The 15,245-nt window shown below is 71.7% G+C and carries 12 protein-coding genes; 1 reads left to right on the plus strand and 11 read right to left on the minus strand.

From position 1 onward, the window contains the following. Window positions 1-81 precede the first annotated feature (81 nt). From PZ894_RS07620 to PZ894_RS07640, 5 genes are all read right to left on the minus strand, one after another. Window positions 82-660 (minus strand): septum formation initiator family protein, encoded by a 579-nt coding sequence (locus PZ894_RS07620; RefSeq protein WP_275743894.1) that lies wholly within the window; start codon window positions 658-660, stop codon window positions 82-84. A 15-nt stretch (window positions 661-675) separates the two neighbouring features. Then, on the minus strand, window positions 676-1,953 hold the full coding sequence (gene eno, locus PZ894_RS07625) for a phosphopyruvate hydratase (RefSeq protein ID WP_275743895.1): 1,278 nt from the start codon (window positions 1,951-1,953) through the stop codon (window positions 676-678). A gap of 1 nt (window position 1,954) precedes the next feature. After that, window positions 1,955-4,018, minus strand: a complete 2,064-nt coding sequence (locus tag PZ894_RS07630) for an ATP-binding protein (protein WP_275743896.1) — start codon at window positions 4,016-4,018, stop codon at window positions 1,955-1,957. Continuing rightward, entirely contained in the window at window positions 4,015-4,395 is a 381-nt protein-coding gene (locus tag PZ894_RS07635; RefSeq protein WP_275743897.1) for a response regulator, read from the minus strand. Before PZ894_RS07635 ends, PZ894_RS07630 begins: the two co-directional genes overlap by 4 nt. A gap of 79 nt (window positions 4,396-4,474) precedes the next feature. Continuing rightward, window positions 4,475-5,248, minus strand: a complete 774-nt coding sequence (locus PZ894_RS07640; protein WP_275743898.1) for an IclR family transcriptional regulator — start codon at window positions 5,246-5,248, stop codon at window positions 4,475-4,477. A 176-nt stretch (window positions 5,249-5,424) separates the two neighbouring features. On the opposite strand from PZ894_RS07640, the gene PZ894_RS07645 reads away from it, so the two are divergent. Then, window positions 5,425-6,885, plus strand: coding sequence for an Nramp family divalent metal transporter (locus PZ894_RS07645; RefSeq protein ID WP_275743899.1), 1,461 nt, complete (start codon window positions 5,425-5,427; stop codon window positions 6,883-6,885). Window positions 6,886-6,894: 9 nt separating this feature from the next. Here PZ894_RS07645 and PZ894_RS07650 read toward each other — a convergent pair whose 3' ends face one another. From PZ894_RS07650 to PZ894_RS07675, 6 genes are all read right to left on the minus strand, one after another. Further along, window positions 6,895-7,542, minus strand: coding sequence for a MazG family protein (locus tag PZ894_RS07650; RefSeq protein WP_275743900.1), 648 nt, complete (start codon window positions 7,540-7,542; stop codon window positions 6,895-6,897). Between the two features lies 1 nt (window position 7,543). Further along, on the minus strand, window positions 7,544-8,203 hold the full coding sequence (locus PZ894_RS07655; protein ID WP_275743901.1) for a hypothetical protein: 660 nt from the start codon (window positions 8,201-8,203) through the stop codon (window positions 7,544-7,546). Then, entirely contained in the window at window positions 8,200-11,778 is a 3,579-nt protein-coding gene (gene mfd / locus PZ894_RS07660) for a transcription-repair coupling factor (protein ID WP_275743902.1), read from the minus strand. The genes PZ894_RS07655 and mfd overlap by 4 nt, the downstream gene beginning before the upstream one ends. Window positions 11,779-11,918: 140 nt before the next feature. Next, window positions 11,919-12,320 carry a VOC family protein gene (locus tag PZ894_RS07665; protein WP_275743903.1) on the minus strand — a complete coding sequence of 134 codons (402 nt, stop codon included), beginning with the start codon at window positions 12,318-12,320 and terminating at the stop codon, window positions 11,919-11,921. 40 nt (window positions 12,321-12,360) lie between these two features. Continuing rightward, complete coding sequence (locus tag PZ894_RS07670; RefSeq protein WP_275743904.1) at window positions 12,361-13,677, minus strand: UDP-glucose/GDP-mannose dehydrogenase family protein; 1,317 nt, start codon at window positions 13,675-13,677, stop codon at window positions 12,361-12,363. Between the two features lie 24 nt (window positions 13,678-13,701). Further along, the gene (locus PZ894_RS07675; RefSeq protein WP_275743905.1) at window positions 13,702-15,042 is read right to left on the minus strand and encodes a glycosyltransferase family 4 protein; all 1,341 of its coding nucleotides are present in this window, start codon (window positions 15,040-15,042) and stop codon (window positions 13,702-13,704) included. Between the last annotated feature and the right edge of the window lie 203 nt (window positions 15,043-15,245).

Raw genomic sequence — 15,245 nt, forward strand, 5'->3', positions numbered from 1 at the left:
TTCGAGACAGGCGCCAGCGCGCCTTCCTCAACCACCGACACGTCCCCAGTGCGCCTTCCTCAACCACCGGGGCGGCGTTCCTCAACCACCACTGCCGTTGATCTTCGACGCCGGCGCCTTCTCCGGCTTCGGGGGGTGGCCGGCGACCTCGACCGACCGCCACGCGGTCGACCACCAGGCTCGGGGCTGGCGGGGGGCCACCGCGTCGGGGTCGCTCAGCGTCGCCTCGCCGTCGAGCGGCTCACCGTCCTCGTCCAGCACGACGTACGCCGTCTCGCCCGGCATCACGTAGTTGAGGTCGCGGGCCTGCTGGCGCACGTACGCCGGGTCCTCCCAGCGCCGCTTCTCGCGCTCGAGGTCGTCGATCTCGGCCTCACGCAGCGCGATCTGGCCCTTGAGGTCGTCGATGTGCTCTCGCTGGTCGAGGTAGGCGCGCAGCGACGATGCGTAGGAGATCGTCAGCAGCGACAGCACCAGTACGAGGACCGCGGCGCGGCCGGTCAGCCGCGGGCGACGCCGGCCGGGCAGGCCGACGGACCCGGGCTGGTCTGCAGCCGGCCGCCCACCGGGGCGCGCGGTCGCCTGGGCCCGTCCGGGTCCGGTTCGGCCACGGGGTCGCGCGCCGCGTGAGGACGACGTACGGCGGGACTCGGGCGGCATGTCTCCTAGGGTCGCTCAGCCGAGGTACCGCGGGAACGCCGACGCGCCGGAGTAGCGCGCGGCATCTCCGAGCTCGTCCTCGATCCGCAGCAGCTGGTTGTACTTCGCGACCCGGTCGGAGCGGGCGGGGGCGCCCGTCTTGATCTGGCCGCAGTTCACCGCGACGGCGAGATCGGCGATCGTGGTGTCCTCGGTCTCGCCCGAGCGGTGGCTCATCATGCAGCGGAACCCGTTGCGGTGCGCGAGCTCCACGGAGTCGAGGGTCTCGGTCAGCGTGCCGATCTGGTTGACCTTCACCAGCAGCGCGTTGGCCTGGCCGCCGGTGATGCCGCGCTGGAGCCGCTCGACGTTGGTGACGAAGAGGTCGTCGCCGACGAGCTGGGTCCTCGAGCCGAGCGCGTCGGTGATCGCCTTCCAGCCCCCCCAGTCGTCCTCGTCGAGGGGGTCCTCGATCGAGACGATGGGGTACGCCGACACCAGGTCGGCGTAGTAGGCCGTCATCTCCTCGGCCGACTTCGTGCCGCCCTCGAAGGCGTAGGAGCCGTCCTCGTGGAACTCCGAGGCCGCGACGTCCATCGCGAGCGCGATGTCCTTGCCGAGGGTCAGGCCGGCGGCCGAGACCGCTTCCGCGATGAGGTCGAGCGCCGCGCGGTTGCTCGCCAGGTCGGGTGCGAATCCGCCCTCGTCGCCGAGGCCGGTCGAGAGTCCCTGCTTCTTCAGCACCGACTTGAGCGCGTGGTAGACCTCGGCGCCGGAGCGCAGCGCCTCGCGGAACGTCGGGGCGCCGATCGGCGCGATCATGAACTCCTGGACGTCGACGTTGGAGTCGGCGTGGGCTCCGCCGTTGAGGATGTTCATCATCGGCACGGGCAGCAGGTGGGCGTTGGGTCCGCCGACATAGCGGTAGAGCGGCAGGCCCGCGGAGTCCGCGGCGGCCCGGGCGACGGCGAGGGAGACCCCGAGGATCGCGTTGGCACCGAGCTCGGCCTTGTTGGGGGTGCCGTCGAGCTCGAGCATGGTCTGGTCGACGAGGCGCTGGTCGTCGGCGTCGATGCCCTCGACCGCCGGCGCGATCGTCTCGATGACGCCGCGCACGGCCTTCTCCACGCCCTTGCCCGCGTAGCGGTCGCCCCCGTCGCGCAGCTCGACGGCCTCGAAGGCGCCGGTGGACGCACCGCTGGGCACCATCGCCCGCGCGAAGGCCCCGTCGTCGAGGAGCACCTCGACCTCCACGGTGGGGTTGCCGCGCGAGTCGAGGATCTCGCGGGCGCCGACAGCTTCGATGGATGCCACGTCACTGCTCCTGAGGGGGTGGGAAGGGACCGCCGTTCACCCTAGCGGCCGGGAAGGTCACGCTCATCGTGGTCCCACCCGTGGTCGGGTTGGTGCCCGCCCAGGCGGTGCCGCCGTGCCGTTCGGCGATCCGCTTGACGATCGAGAGGCCCAGCCCGGTGCCGCGGTAGCCGCCGTCGGCGTGGGCGCGGTGGAAGGTGTCGAACACCCGGGACTGCTCGTCCTCGGGGATGCCGATCCCGTTGTCGCTGATCTCCATCAGCACCATCGGCCGGTCACCGTCGTCGGCGACCTGCCGGGCGGTGACCCGCACCTGGGGCGTGACGTCGGGAGCGACGTACTTGACCGCGTTGCCGACCAGGTTGTCGATGACCTGGCGCAGCAGGACCGGCTCGGCGAGCACCGAGGGCAGGTCGGGATCGACCGTGATGGCCGGCGTCGCGGACCCCTTGACACGCTCGGCGTCGACGCGAGCCCGGGCGATGTCCGCGGCGACGGATCCGAGGTCGACGCGCACGGGCTTGATCTTGAGGTCGCGCGCGGTGGTGTAGGCGAGCAGGTCGCTGATCAGGTGCTGCATCCGCTGGGCGGCCCGCAGGATGCGGTCGAGCTGCACGACCTGCTGGTCGGGCGGGACGACGGTGCCGGCGTGTGCGGCCTCGAGCAGCGCCTCCGACCAGCCCTCCACGACCGTGAGGGGGTTGAGCAGGTCGTGGGCGACGACACCGGCGAACGACGCGAGCTCGTCGCGCTCGCGCCGGTCGGCGGTCACGTCGTGGAAGACCAGGACGACGAGGGGCGGGTCGGTCTCGGGGAGCGGTCGCATCGTCATCTCGAGCATCCGGCCGTCCGGGGCGGCGGGGTTGCGCACGAAGACGTCGACGGCCTCGACCTTCTCTCCGGCCAGCGCCTTCGCGAAGAGCCCCTCCTCGCGCGAGGTCGGAGTGCCGTCGGCGTAGAAGAAGCCGGCGCTCCGGTCGGGCACCCGGCCGCCGGCATCGAGCTGCGGGTCGCCGACGAGCTGTCCCGCGGCCCGGTTGCGGAGCACGAGGCGGCCGTCGACGTCCAGCACGCTGACGCCGTCGCCCATCGTGTCGAGGATCGTGCGGAGCATCGTCGCCTGCTCCTGCGACTCGGCTCTCGACTGCGCGAGGCGATGGTTGGCGAGGAGGAGCTCCTGGCGCGCCACCGAGAGAGTGAGGTTCAGGGCGACGATCACCGCCAGGTAGGACTGGAACACCAGCTCCCGGGCGCTGACGTCGGTGACGGCCGTGAACGGGCCCTCGTTGAGGACGGTCGCGATCGTCGCCGCTCCCCCGACCAGGATCGCGTGGACGTCGGAGACCCACGGCGTGAACCGGGTGCCCGCCCACACGCAGGTCGCGACCAGCAGGAAGGGCACCGGCAGGTCGTGGTTGACCCAGAAGACCAGCCACGTGGCGAGCGCCGTCACGACGGCGAGCAGGCCCGCCTCCACGGTGCCGCCCCGGCCCAGCCACGAGTGGGCGCGCGCCCGGGCGCGTACCGCGTTGCGGGCCAGCATCGAGAGCGGGAAGATCGCGAGGATCCCGAGCCCGTTGCGCAGGACCCAGGTCGCCAGGGAGTCCCAGGTGCCGTCGGTCAGGAACAGGATCGTGGTCGGCCCGACCAGCGAGGCGGCCACGGCGGAGAGGAACGCCGCACTCGCCAGGAGGCCGAGGTCGCGCACGCTCTGCACGCCCGGGGGCGGCTCGTCGCCGAAGCCCCACATGCCCGGACACCAGTGGCCGAGGAGAGCACCGAAGACGAGCGCCTGGACGACGGTGCCGATCGCGAAGCCGGCCGCCAGGCCGAGGTCCGCACCGGTCGCGGCGTTGACCCCGGCCGAGCAGACGAACAGCACGACCGCGTCCACGACCAGCCAGCGCCGCCACCCGGTGACCGCGAACCAGGCGGCCGCCACGCCCGCCGCGGGCCACACCAGGGCCACCTCGGAGCCGTCGAGCACCGTCTGTCTGCCGAGCAGCGCCGCCAGCACGAAGTAGGCGGCGAAGGCGACGAGGTCAGGCAGCCGTGCGCGGCTCACCCGCGGCTCGGTCCCTTCGTGAGGGCGCGACGTGCGGCGGCCCGCAGGTCGTCGGGGTCGAAGGGCTTGGCGACGCGCTCGGCACCGGTCCGCTCGATCCGGTCGATGATCTCCCCGGTCCACTGCACGGTGACGAAGACGGCCGGCAGGTCGGGCCAGCGCTCGACGATCTCGGCGAGCAGCGCGACGCCGTCGGTGTCGGGCAGCGCGTAGTCCATGAGCACCAGGTCGGGCCGGTAGCCCGGCTCCTCCTGGTGCAGGCGGCGCAGCGTGGCACCGGACGGCACGCCACGGATCTCGTGGCCGTCGCTGAGCATGCAGTGTGCGATCCAGTCGCGGACGTCGGCGTCGTCCTCGACGATCAGAACCCGCGGCATGTGGTCGACCCTAGACGACGCGGGCGTCGAAGAAGCGCGCCGTCGACTCTGCGGCGTCGCAGCGGACATCGGGAGCTGCTCACGCGCCCGCGAGGTCGGCGGCGAGGGCGGCGGCCGCCCGTCCGAGGGCCGGCACCGCGCGCTCCTCGAGCTCCGCGGTCATGCGCGGCCCCGGTCCTGAGACTGACAGCGCGAGGGGGAGGTTCGAGTCGGTCAGCGCGACCGCGACGCAGCGCACGCCGACCTCCTGCTCACCGTCGTCGACGGCGTACCCGCGCGCCCGGACGTCGGCCAGGGCGTGAGCCAGCCCCTCCTCGGTCGTGAGCGTCTGGCTGGTGGCCGCCGGGAGGCCCGTACGTCGGACCAGGGCGAGCGACTCGCTCTCGGGGAGCCCGGCGAGCAGCGCCTTGCCGACCGCGGTGCAGTGCGGCAGCACCCGCCGACCCACCTCCGTGAACATCCGCATGGCGTGCCGCGAGGGGACCTGCGCGACGTACACGATCCGGTCGCCGTCGAGCATCGCGAGGTTGGCCGTCTCGCCCAGCTCGTCGACCAGGCTCGTCAGGTGGGGCAGCGACCACCGCGACAACATCCGGCTGGCCCGCTCGCCGAGGTGGATCAGCCGCGGGGCGAGGGAGTAGGTCTTGCCGTCGGCGCGCACGTAGCCGAGGTCGGAGAGCGTCGCGACCAGCCGGTGCACGGTGCTGAGCGGGAGCCCGGACTGCTGCGCCAGCCTCGACAGTCGCATCGGGCCGCGCTCGGCCATCACCTCGAGCACCTCGAAGGCCCGGACCACGGACTGCACCCCGCCGCCCGCACCCGCGTGCACCGCATCGGGGACGCCTCGCGTCATCGTCGACCCTCCCCTCCCCGGCCCGCGACCACTGTTGACCCCTCGATCGCGATCGGCATAGCGTTCCAGATCGTAGAAGAAAATTTCCACATCGTGGAAGGTCTCGGGATGGGTCGATGGCACCGGGACGATCCGGCCCCGCACCGGAGCGGGCGCCGCGAACCAGGAGGACTGTCATGACCGACGCGACGGGCGCCCGCGGCGACACCGCGGACGAGGCCTCGGAGATCCCCGCGAAGTACCTGCCACCGGTGCAGTACGCCGACCTCCCCGAGGTCCTGCCGATGAAGAAGGTCATCGGGCCGAGCGTGCTGCTCCTCGCGGGGGCGATCGGGTCCGGCGAGTACGTGCTGTGGCCGAACATCACCGCCCAGGTCGGGCTCGCGCTGGTCTGGCTCACCGTGCTGGGGGTGCTCACCCAGTACTTCCTCAACATGGAGATCGAGCGATACACGCTCGCCACCGGCGAGACCGCCGTCACCGGGTTCACGCGGCTGTGGAAGCCGTGGGGCGTGCTGTTCATCGTGATGGCGGTCGGCGCCTGGATGTGGCCGGGCTGGGCCTCGGGCGGCACGACGACGCTGAGCTTCGCGCTCGGCTTCTCCGAGGACGCGATCCCCTACGTCACCATCGGGGTGCTGGTGCTGATCGGCCTGATCCTGACCATCTCCCCCGTGGTCTACCGGACCGTGGAGAAGATCCAGTTCTTCCTGGTCGCGCTCATCGTGCTCTTCGTCCTGTACGCGATCTTCTTCCTGCTCGGCGGCGACGGGTACGAGGCGCTCGGCCGCGGCTTCGTGGAGGTCGACAAGATCCCGGACGCGATCTCGGACATCGGTGCGGCGCCGCTGCTGGGCGCGATCGCGTTCGCCGGCGCGGGCGGCGTGATGAACCTGGTGCAGTCCAACTGGGTGCGCGACAAGGGCCTCGGCATGGGCGCCCGGATGCCGCGCGTGGTCTCGCCGTTCACCGGGGAGGAGTCGGCCGCGCCCACCACCGGCTACTTCTTCCGCCGCGACGAGGAGAACATGCGGCGCTGGAACGAGTGGTGGAAGGTCGCCAACCGCGAGCAGTTCGTGACGTTCTTCGTGATCGGCGCGGTCGCCCTCCTCACGTTCATGACCCTGACCTACGTGACGATCGGCCTCACCGGCGAGGAGAGCTTCGACTTCATCAAGGTGGAGGGCGAGGCGCTCAAGGCCCTCGAGGGCGACTGGCTCGGCACCGCGTTCTGGCTCATCGGCAGCGTCGTGCTCTTCTCCACCAACCTGACCGTGCTCGACATGGTCGCCCGCCTGACCGCCGACGTGCTCAAGACCGGGGCCCTGCGCGAGAGCGCGACCTGGAGCGAGAGCCGCCTCTACTTCGCGACCGTCTGGCTGATGATCCTCTTCGGCTCGATCATCCTGCTCTCCGGCGTCGACCAGCCCCTGGTCCTGCTCGTGATCGCCTCGGCACTCAACGGCGTCGTGATGTTCGTCTACTCGGTGCTGCTGATCCAGCTCAACCGCGGGGTCCTGCCGCGCGAGATCGGGCTCCGGGGCGGCCGGTTCGCCGTCCTCATCTGGGCCGTGCTCTTCTACGGCGGTTTCTCGGTCGTGCTGCTGATCGACCAGGCCAAGCAGCTCTTCGGCTGAGCCGGAGACTCAGTCCGGCGGCAGGAGCCGGCGTACGGCGTCGCGCAGGGCCTGCTCCGGGTCGACGCCGGTCGTCCGCGCCTCGGCGACCAGGCCCAGCAGCCGGCCGCCGAGGTCGGCCGGGTCGGGCGCGGCCGGCCGGCCGGCCCGCTCGAGCCGGTCGAGGACCTTGTCGGCGTAGAGCAGCGCAGGCAGGCCCGGAGGCAGTCCCTCGGTCACCGACGTCCGCTGCTTCTCCGACGCCTTGATCGACTCCCAGACCTCGTTGATCCGTGCCGGGTCCGTCGGGGCCGGCGTGTCGCCGGGCTCCGACCCGAAGACGTGCGGGTTGCGGCGGTGCATCTTCGCGATGATGTCGCCGGCCACGTCGTCGATCGTGAACTCGCCGGCCTCCTCGGCGATGACGGCGTGGAAGTAGACCTGCAGCAGCAGGTCGCCGAGCTCCTCGCGCAGCAGTGCGGCGTCGCCGGTGTCGATCGCCTCGAGGGTCTCGTGGGTCTCCTCGAGCAGGTACCGCGCGAGCGAGCGGTGGGTCTGTCCGGCCTTCCAAGCGCACTCGGCGCGCAGCCGGCGCATCACCTCGAGGAACTCGAGGAGGGGTGGTTCCTGAGGAGCCGACGGGGTCGGCGTCTCGAAGGATTCGCCGGAGTCCGACACGTCAACCGCAGCGCTGGGTCTGCGGCAGGCCCGCGGCGTACGTCGGGTCGGGCTCGGCCGAGGCGCCACTGCGCGCGGTCGAACTGACGGAGTAGGAGACGCTGGTGTCGGACGAGGCGATCGCGCCGTCGGCGACCGACACCGAGAAGCGCGGGTCGATCCGCACGTCCTGGTCGGAGAGCCAGTCGGCGAAGGTCTGCTGTCCGGCGCCCAGCGCCTCGTCGTCGCCGGCGCCACCCTGCTTGCCGACCGCGACCTGCACGGCCTCGGCGTACGGCCGCGCGAGGTTGACGTCGCGCACGGCCTCCTGCTGGTCCGCCGTCAGCTCCGCGATCGACGCGTCGAGCTGCTGCTGCGCCTGCTCGTACGTCGCGTCGGGGCTGACGCCCTCCTCGCCGGCGAACTGCTCGGCGGCCGCCCGCAGCGCCAGCGACCCCGCGACCTGCGAGTTGATGACGGCGTTGGCGACCATCTCCCCCTCCTGGAGCTGCGTCCTGACGGCGTCGCAGTAGTCGCCCGCGAGATCGGCGACCTCGTCCAGGGAGTACGTCGTGTCGTCGACGCGCACCGCCGTGCCCGGGTTGAGGTCGGGCACCGCACCGCATCCGGTGAGGAGCGTGGCGGCCACGGCGAGGCCGACCAGCGAGGACACACGCGTCACTTGTTCTCCTGGGGGTCGATAACTGGGTCGATCACGGAGTCGATCACCTGCCGGGCCCATTCAAGCAGGGCGATGCCGGTCAGCGGCTGACCCCCGATGCCCGCCGTCATCGGACGGGGCACGAGGATCGTGCTGACCGGCGCCTTGACGATCGACTTCGGGTAGAGCCGGTTGAGTCGGACGACCCGCGACTCGGGGAGGTCGACCGGCGCGAACCGCACGTTGCGGCCTGCGATCGTGACCTCGCCGACGCCGGCCCGGCGGGCGCGGGCGCGGAACCGGGCGACCAGCAGCAGCGACACGACCTCGACCGGCGGCTCGCCGTACCGGTCCAGGAGCTCCTCGTTGATGAGGTCGACGTCGTCGTCGGAGCGCACCTCGGCGAGCCGCTTGTACATCTCCAGGCGGAGCCGCTCGCTCGGGATGTAGCCGTGCGGCAGGTGGGCGTCGACCGGCAGCTCGATGCGCACCTCGTCGAGCTCGGGCTCCCTGTCGCCGCGGAACTCGTGCACCGCCTCGCCGACCAGCCGGACGTAGAGGTCGAAGCCGACGTCGGCGATGTGTCCCGACTGCTCACCGCCGAGCAGGTTGCCCGCGCCGCGGATCTCGAGGTCCTTCATCGCGATCGCCATGCCGCCGCCGAGGTCGGAGTGCTGCGCGAGCGTCGCGAGCCGCTCGTGGGCGGTCTCGGTGAGCGGCTTCTCCGACGGATAGAGGAAGTAGGCGTAGGCGCGCTCGCGGGACCGGCCCACGCGCCCGCGCAGCTGGTGCAGCTGCGAGAGGCCGAGGGTGTCGGACCGCTCGATGATCATCGTGTTGGCGTTGGAGACGTCGAGGCCCGACTCGACGAGCGTCGTGCAGACGAGCACGTCGAAGCGCTTCTCCCAGAAGTCCAGCATCACCTGCTCGAGCTGCCGCTCGTTCATCTGGCCGTGGGCCGTCGCGACCCGGGCCTCCGGCACCAGCTCCCGGATGCGGGCGGCCGCCTTCTCGATCGAGTTGACCCGGTTGTGGATGTAGAAGACCTGGCCCTCGCGAAGCAGCTCACGGCGTACGGCGGCGATCACCTGGCGGTCCTCGTAGCCGCCGACGTAGGTCAGCACGGGGTGCCGCTCCTCGGGCGGCGTGGTGATCGTCGACATCTCCCGGATGCCGGTGATCGCCATCTCGAGCGTGCGCGGGATCGGCGTCGCCGACATGGAGAGCACGTCGACCGAGGTGCGCAGCCGCTTCATCTGCTCCTTGTGCTCGACGCCGAACCGCTGCTCCTCGTCGACGATGATCAGCCCGAGGTCCTTGAACCGCACGTCGGGATTGAGCAGCCGGTGGGTGCCCACGACGACGTCCACCGATCCGTCGGCCATGCCGGCCATCACCTCGCGCGCCTCGGCGTCGGTCTGGAACCGGCTCAGGCCCTTGAGCACGACGGGGAAGCCGCTCATCCGCTCGGAGAACGTGCTCAGGTGCTGGGTGACCAGCAGCGTGGTCGGCACCAGCACCGCAACCTGCTTGCCCTCCTGCACGGCCTTGAACGCCGCCCGCACCGCGATCTCGGTCTTGCCGTAGCCGACGTCGCCACACACGAGCCGGTCCATCGGGACCGTGCGCATCATGTCGCCCTTGACCTCGTCGACCGTGCTCAGCTGGTCGGGGGTCTCCTGGAAGGGGAAGGCGTCCTCGAGCTCGCGCTGCCACGGGGTGTCCACCCCGAACGCGTAGCCCTTCGTGGCCTGGCGCGCGGCGTACAGCTTGATCAGCTCGGCCGCGATCTCGCGGACCGCGCGGCGGGCCTTGTTCTTGCGCTTGGTCCAGTCGGCGCCACCGAGGCGGTCGAGCGAGGGCGCCTCGCCTCCGACGTACCGCGTCACCTGGTCGAGCGCGTCGGCCGGCACGTAGAGCCGGTCGGGCGGCCCACCCCGCTTGGAGGCGCCGTACTCGAGCACGAGGTACTCGCGCACCGCTCCACCGACCTCGCGCTGCTTCATCTCCACGAAGCGGCCGACGCCGTGCTGCTCGTGCACGACGTAGTCGCCGGCGCGCAGCTCGAGCGGGTCGATCTGGCGCTTGCGCCGGGCCGGCATCCTGCGCATGTCGCGCGTGGAGGCCTTCTGCCCGGACAGGTCCTCGCCCGTGAGCACGACGAGCCGGTTGGTCTCGTCGACGAAGCCGTGGGTGGCGGCACCGCAGCTGATCGTGACGACGTCGGCGGACAGGTCGGCGGCCTCCTGGACGTCCTCGGCGACCCGCGCAGGTACGTCGTGCTCGGCGAGCACCTCGCGCATGCGCTCGGCCGGGCCGTGGCCGGCGTGCAGCACGACGACGCGGTGGCCGTCGGCGCGCCAGCGCGCGATGTCGGCGATCGCGCGCTCCATCTCCCCGCGGTAGGCGTCGGCGGGCCTGGCGGACAGCGCCCGGGTCGGCACGGCGCCGGTGAGCACGTCGGGGTCGACCTGCCGCTCGAGGTCCGTGTCGGTCTCGATGCCGAAGGGACTCACCGTCCACCACGGCTTGCCCAGCGCGAGGGCGTGGGCCCGGACGTCGGCGATCTCGCGGTACGACGCGGCGCCGAGGTCGATCGGCGCCTGTCCGCCGCCGGCTGCGGCCGCCCAGCTCGCCCCGAGGAACTCCTCGCTGGTCGCCACCAGGTCGTGCGCCCGCCGGCGCGCGCGCTCGGGGTCGAGCACCAGCACGTGGGTGTCGTCGGGCATCAGGTCGACGAGCAGCTCCATCTCGTCGACGAGCACCGGGGCGAGCGACTCCATGCCGTCCACGGCGATGCCGGCCGCGATCTTGTCGGTCAGCTCGAGCAGCTGCGGGTGCCGGCGCCCGAGCTCGGCGGCCCGCTCGCGCACGTCGTCGGTGAGCAGCAGCTCGCGGCACGGCGGCGCCCAGAGCCGGTCCACCTTCTCCAGCGTGCGCTGGTCGGCGACGGAGAAGGAGCGGATCTCCTCGACGTCGTCACCCCAGAACTCCACGCGCAGCGGGTGCTCCTCGGTCGGCGGGAAGACGTCGACGATGCCACCCCGCACCGCGAACTCGCCGCGCTTCTCCACGAGGTCCACGCGGGAGTACGCCGCGCCCGCGAGACGGCGCACGACGTCGTCGAGCGGCGCGGTGCCACCGGGCTCGAGCTCGACCGGCTCGAGGTCGGCCAGGCCCTCGACCTGCGGCTGCAGCACCGACCGGACCGGTGCGACGACCACGTCGAGCGGCCCGTTGCTCGGATCGTCACCGGGGTGCTTGAGCCGGCGCAGGACGGCGAGCCGCCGGCCGACGGTGTCGCTGCGCGGGCTCAGCCGCTCGTGAGGCAGGGTCTCCCAGCTCGGGTAGTAGGCGACCCGCGCCGGGTCGACGAGGTCGCCGAGCGCCTCGACCAGGTCCTCGGCCTCGCGGGAGGTGGCCGTCACCGCCAGCACCGAGCGGCCGGCCCCGACCAGCCCGGCGACGACGTACGGCCGCAGCGCCTCGGGTCCGGTGAGGTCGAGGGCGGGCACGACGCCGCCGCGGGCGTCGGCCAACGACTCGTCGAGCGTCGGGTCGGCGAGGACGGCAGCGGCGAGGCCGGACAGGTGCACGACGGTCCTTTCGGGCAACACGGAAGCCCCCGGTCACGCCTGACAGGGGGTGCGCGCCCGAGTCTACGAGAACGTCGAATCGGGACTTTCGACGGTTGAGTCGGGAGATCAATCCGGATTCAACCGTCAGAAGTCCCGACTCAACCCTGTTGTGCCGCGACCTCGGCCTCGGAGCGCAGGATGCAGAACTCGTTGCCCTCCGGATCGGCCAGGACGACCCAGGCGGTGCCGGGGCCGTACTTGCCTCGCAGGTCGTCGACGACCGTGGCGCCGTGGGCGACGAGGATCTCGAGCTCCTCGTCGCGGGTGGCCGATCGGGGGCGCAGGTCGAAGTGCAGGCGGTTCTTGGTCGACTTCGCCTCCGGGACCTCGATGAAGAGCACCATGTGGCCGGTCTCGGGGTCGCGGATCATGCACTCCTCGTGGTCGGGGAGGTTGGGGTCGCCGTCGATGTCGACGTAGCCGAGCACGACCTTCCACCACTCCGAGAGCTCGTAGGCGTTGGTGCAGTCGACGGTCGTGTGCGAGATGAAGGCAGCCATGTGGTCAGCCTTCCGGCCGACCGGCCCGGGCTCAACGGGATTACGGCCGACCCAGTGCCCGGTACCGCCAGCCCGCCGCTCGCCACGCGTCCGGGTCGAGAGCGTTGCGGCCGTCGATGATCCGCCGCGTCTGCACCAGACCGCCGAGCTCGACCGGGTCGAGGGCGACGTACTCGGGCCACTCCGTCAGCAGCAGCACGAGCTCGGCGGCGGTGACCGCCTCCTCCGCGCTGTAGGCGAACTTCAGGTCCGGCCACCTCGTCCGGGCGTTCTCGACGGCCCGTGGATCGGTGACGACCACGTCGGCACCCTGCAGGGCCATCTGCGCGGCCACGTTGAGGGCCGGAGAGTCGCGTACGTCGTCGCTGTGCGGCTTGAAGGCGGCGCCGAGGATCGCGATCCGCCGGCCGACGATCGAGCCGTGGCACTCCTCGCGGGCGAGATCGACCATCCGCACCCGCCGGCGCATGTTGATCGAGTCGACCTCGTGGAGGAAGGTCAGCGCCTGGTCGACTCCGAGCTCGCCGGCGCGGGCCATGAACGCACGGATGTCCTTGGGCAGGCAGCCTCCGCCGAACCCGAGACCCGCACTGAGGAACTGCCGCCCGATCCGCTCGTCGTGCCCGATCGCCTCGGCGAGCCGGACGACGTCGCCGCCGGTCGCCTCGCACATCTCCGCCATCGCGTTGATGAAGGAGATCTTCGTGGCCAGGAAGGAGTTCGCGGCCACCTTGACGAGCTGCGCGGTCGCGTAGTCGGTGCACACCAGGGGCGCCCCGCCGGCGAGGACCTCGGCGTACACCTCGGTCAGCAACTGCGCCGCGGCCTCTCCGGCGGCGCCCGGCGCGACGCCGAAGACCAGCCGGTCGGGCCTGAGCGTGTCCTCGACGGCATGCCCCTCGCGCAGGAACTCGGGGTTCCACACGAGCTCGGCGCGCGGCTGGACTTCGTGGATGCGGCGGGCGAGGCGCTCGGCGGTGCCCACCGGCACCGTCGACTTGCCGGCCACGACGTCGCGCGCCGACAGGTGGGGTAGCAGCCCATCGATCGCCGCATCCACGAAGGTCAGGTCGGCGGCGTCCTCGCCGCCACGCTTCTGAGGGGTGCCCACGCAGATGAAGTGGACGGCGCAGTCGGCGACGTCGGCGACGTCGGCGCTGAACCGCAGCCGTCCGCTTGCCATGCCCGACTCCAGCAGCTCGGGGAGGCCGGGCTCGTAGAACGGCGCCTCGCCGCGCGACAGCAGCTCGATCCGGGCCGGGTCGGTGTCGACGCCGACGACGTCGTGACCCATCGCCGCGAGCCCGGCGGCGTGCACCGCGCCCAGGTAGCCGCAGCCGATCACCGAAATCCGCACGATGTCTCCCCTTCGCTCGGTCTGTCAGGCCCCGACGGCCCGGTCCTCGGGCACCGGCTCGACCTCCGGCACCGGCCCCCGGCCGAGCACGAAGGCCCGGAACTCGAGCTCGTCGCCGAGGTCGACGTACGCCTCTGCGCCGTCGCTGGCGGCCGCGGCGCGGTCGGCGCGCAGCAGCTGGTCGTAGACGCGCACGTACGCCACCGACTGCGGCTTCCAGTCGAGCGAGAGCGACACCCGGCGACGCGCGCGCCGCGCCAGGTCGAACCGCAGGTCCGGGTCGTCCAGCAGCCGCTCCACCGCGTCGGCGAAGGCCTGGATGTCGCCGGAGGGGACGTAGAGGCACGAGTCGCCACCCGAGACCCGCGTCTCCGCCAGGTCGAACGAGACCGACGGCACGGCGTAGGCCATGTACTCCATGGTCTTGTTCATCGTCGACACGTCGTTGAGCGGCGTCTTCTGGTCCGGGCACAGCCCCACTGCGGCGGCGCTCAGGTGCTGGGCGATCGCCGCGGGGCCGACCCGACCGGTGAAGGTCACGAGGTCGTCGAGATCGAGGTCGCGCGAGAGCTCCTGGAGATCGCGCAGGCAGTCGCCGAAGCCCATCAGCGTCGCCTGTACGTCGGTGCGGCCGCGCCGGTGCACGAGCTCGTCCATGACGTGCAGCACGGTGTCCACCCCGTCCTGCGGCCCCATGATGCCGAGGTAGGCGAGCGTGTGCCGCCCCGGGGGCGGCGAGCTCTCGGGCCGGTGCACCGGCCGCATCACCGTCGTGTCCGGACCGCTCCGGACGACGGTGACGTCGTCCGGAGCGAACCCGCCACGGTCGATGGCGATGCGCTTGTAGGACTCGTTCGTCGAGATCACGTGGTCGGCGGTCGCGTAGGTGCGCCGTTCGAGCCAGCGCAGCCCCCACAGCTGGAGGCGCCCCGACATGCCCTCGGGCTCCCCGAAGCGCGACAGGAAGAGCTCGGGGTTGAGGTCGTGCTGGTCGAAGACGAAGGCCACACCACGCCGCTTCCACCAGCGCGCGAGGGCCCAGTAGGTGTCCGGCGGGTTGCACGCCTGGATCGCGTCGAACGGCCGCCGGCGCCACACCCGCCGGGAGAGGAGCGCGGTGCGCACCCACGAGTACACGAACTCCACCAGGTAGCCGAGCACACCGTGCGCCTCGGGCGCGGGCCGGTACTTGTAGAGGTGAACGCCCTCGATGGTGGATCGGGAGGGGTCTCCCGGTCCCCGGGGGCAGATCACGCTGACCTCGTACCCAGCAGCGGTCAGCGCCTGGCACTCCAGCCAGACGCGCCGGTCCAGCGGCACCGGCAGGTTCTGCACGATCACCAGCACGTGAGGGTTCTCTGCCATGCGGCACACCTTGTGGGGGTGGGCTGGGAGCCGCGCGACGGTAGGGGCGAACATCCCTGAAATCGGTGAGCACCCTGTCGCGCCACCGCTTCAGCGACGGATACCGCATTGTGAGGATCCCGGGCGCGATTGCCACTTCGGCCGCCGCCGATTCGTACGGTTTCAGCATCATTCGATCGCGCCGCTGGCGGCGTGTCCACGGA

It is taken from the genome of Nocardioides sp. YIM 152315 (assembly GCF_029210375.1).
GTDB lineage: Bacteria > Actinomycetota > Actinomycetes > Propionibacteriales > Nocardioidaceae > Nocardioides.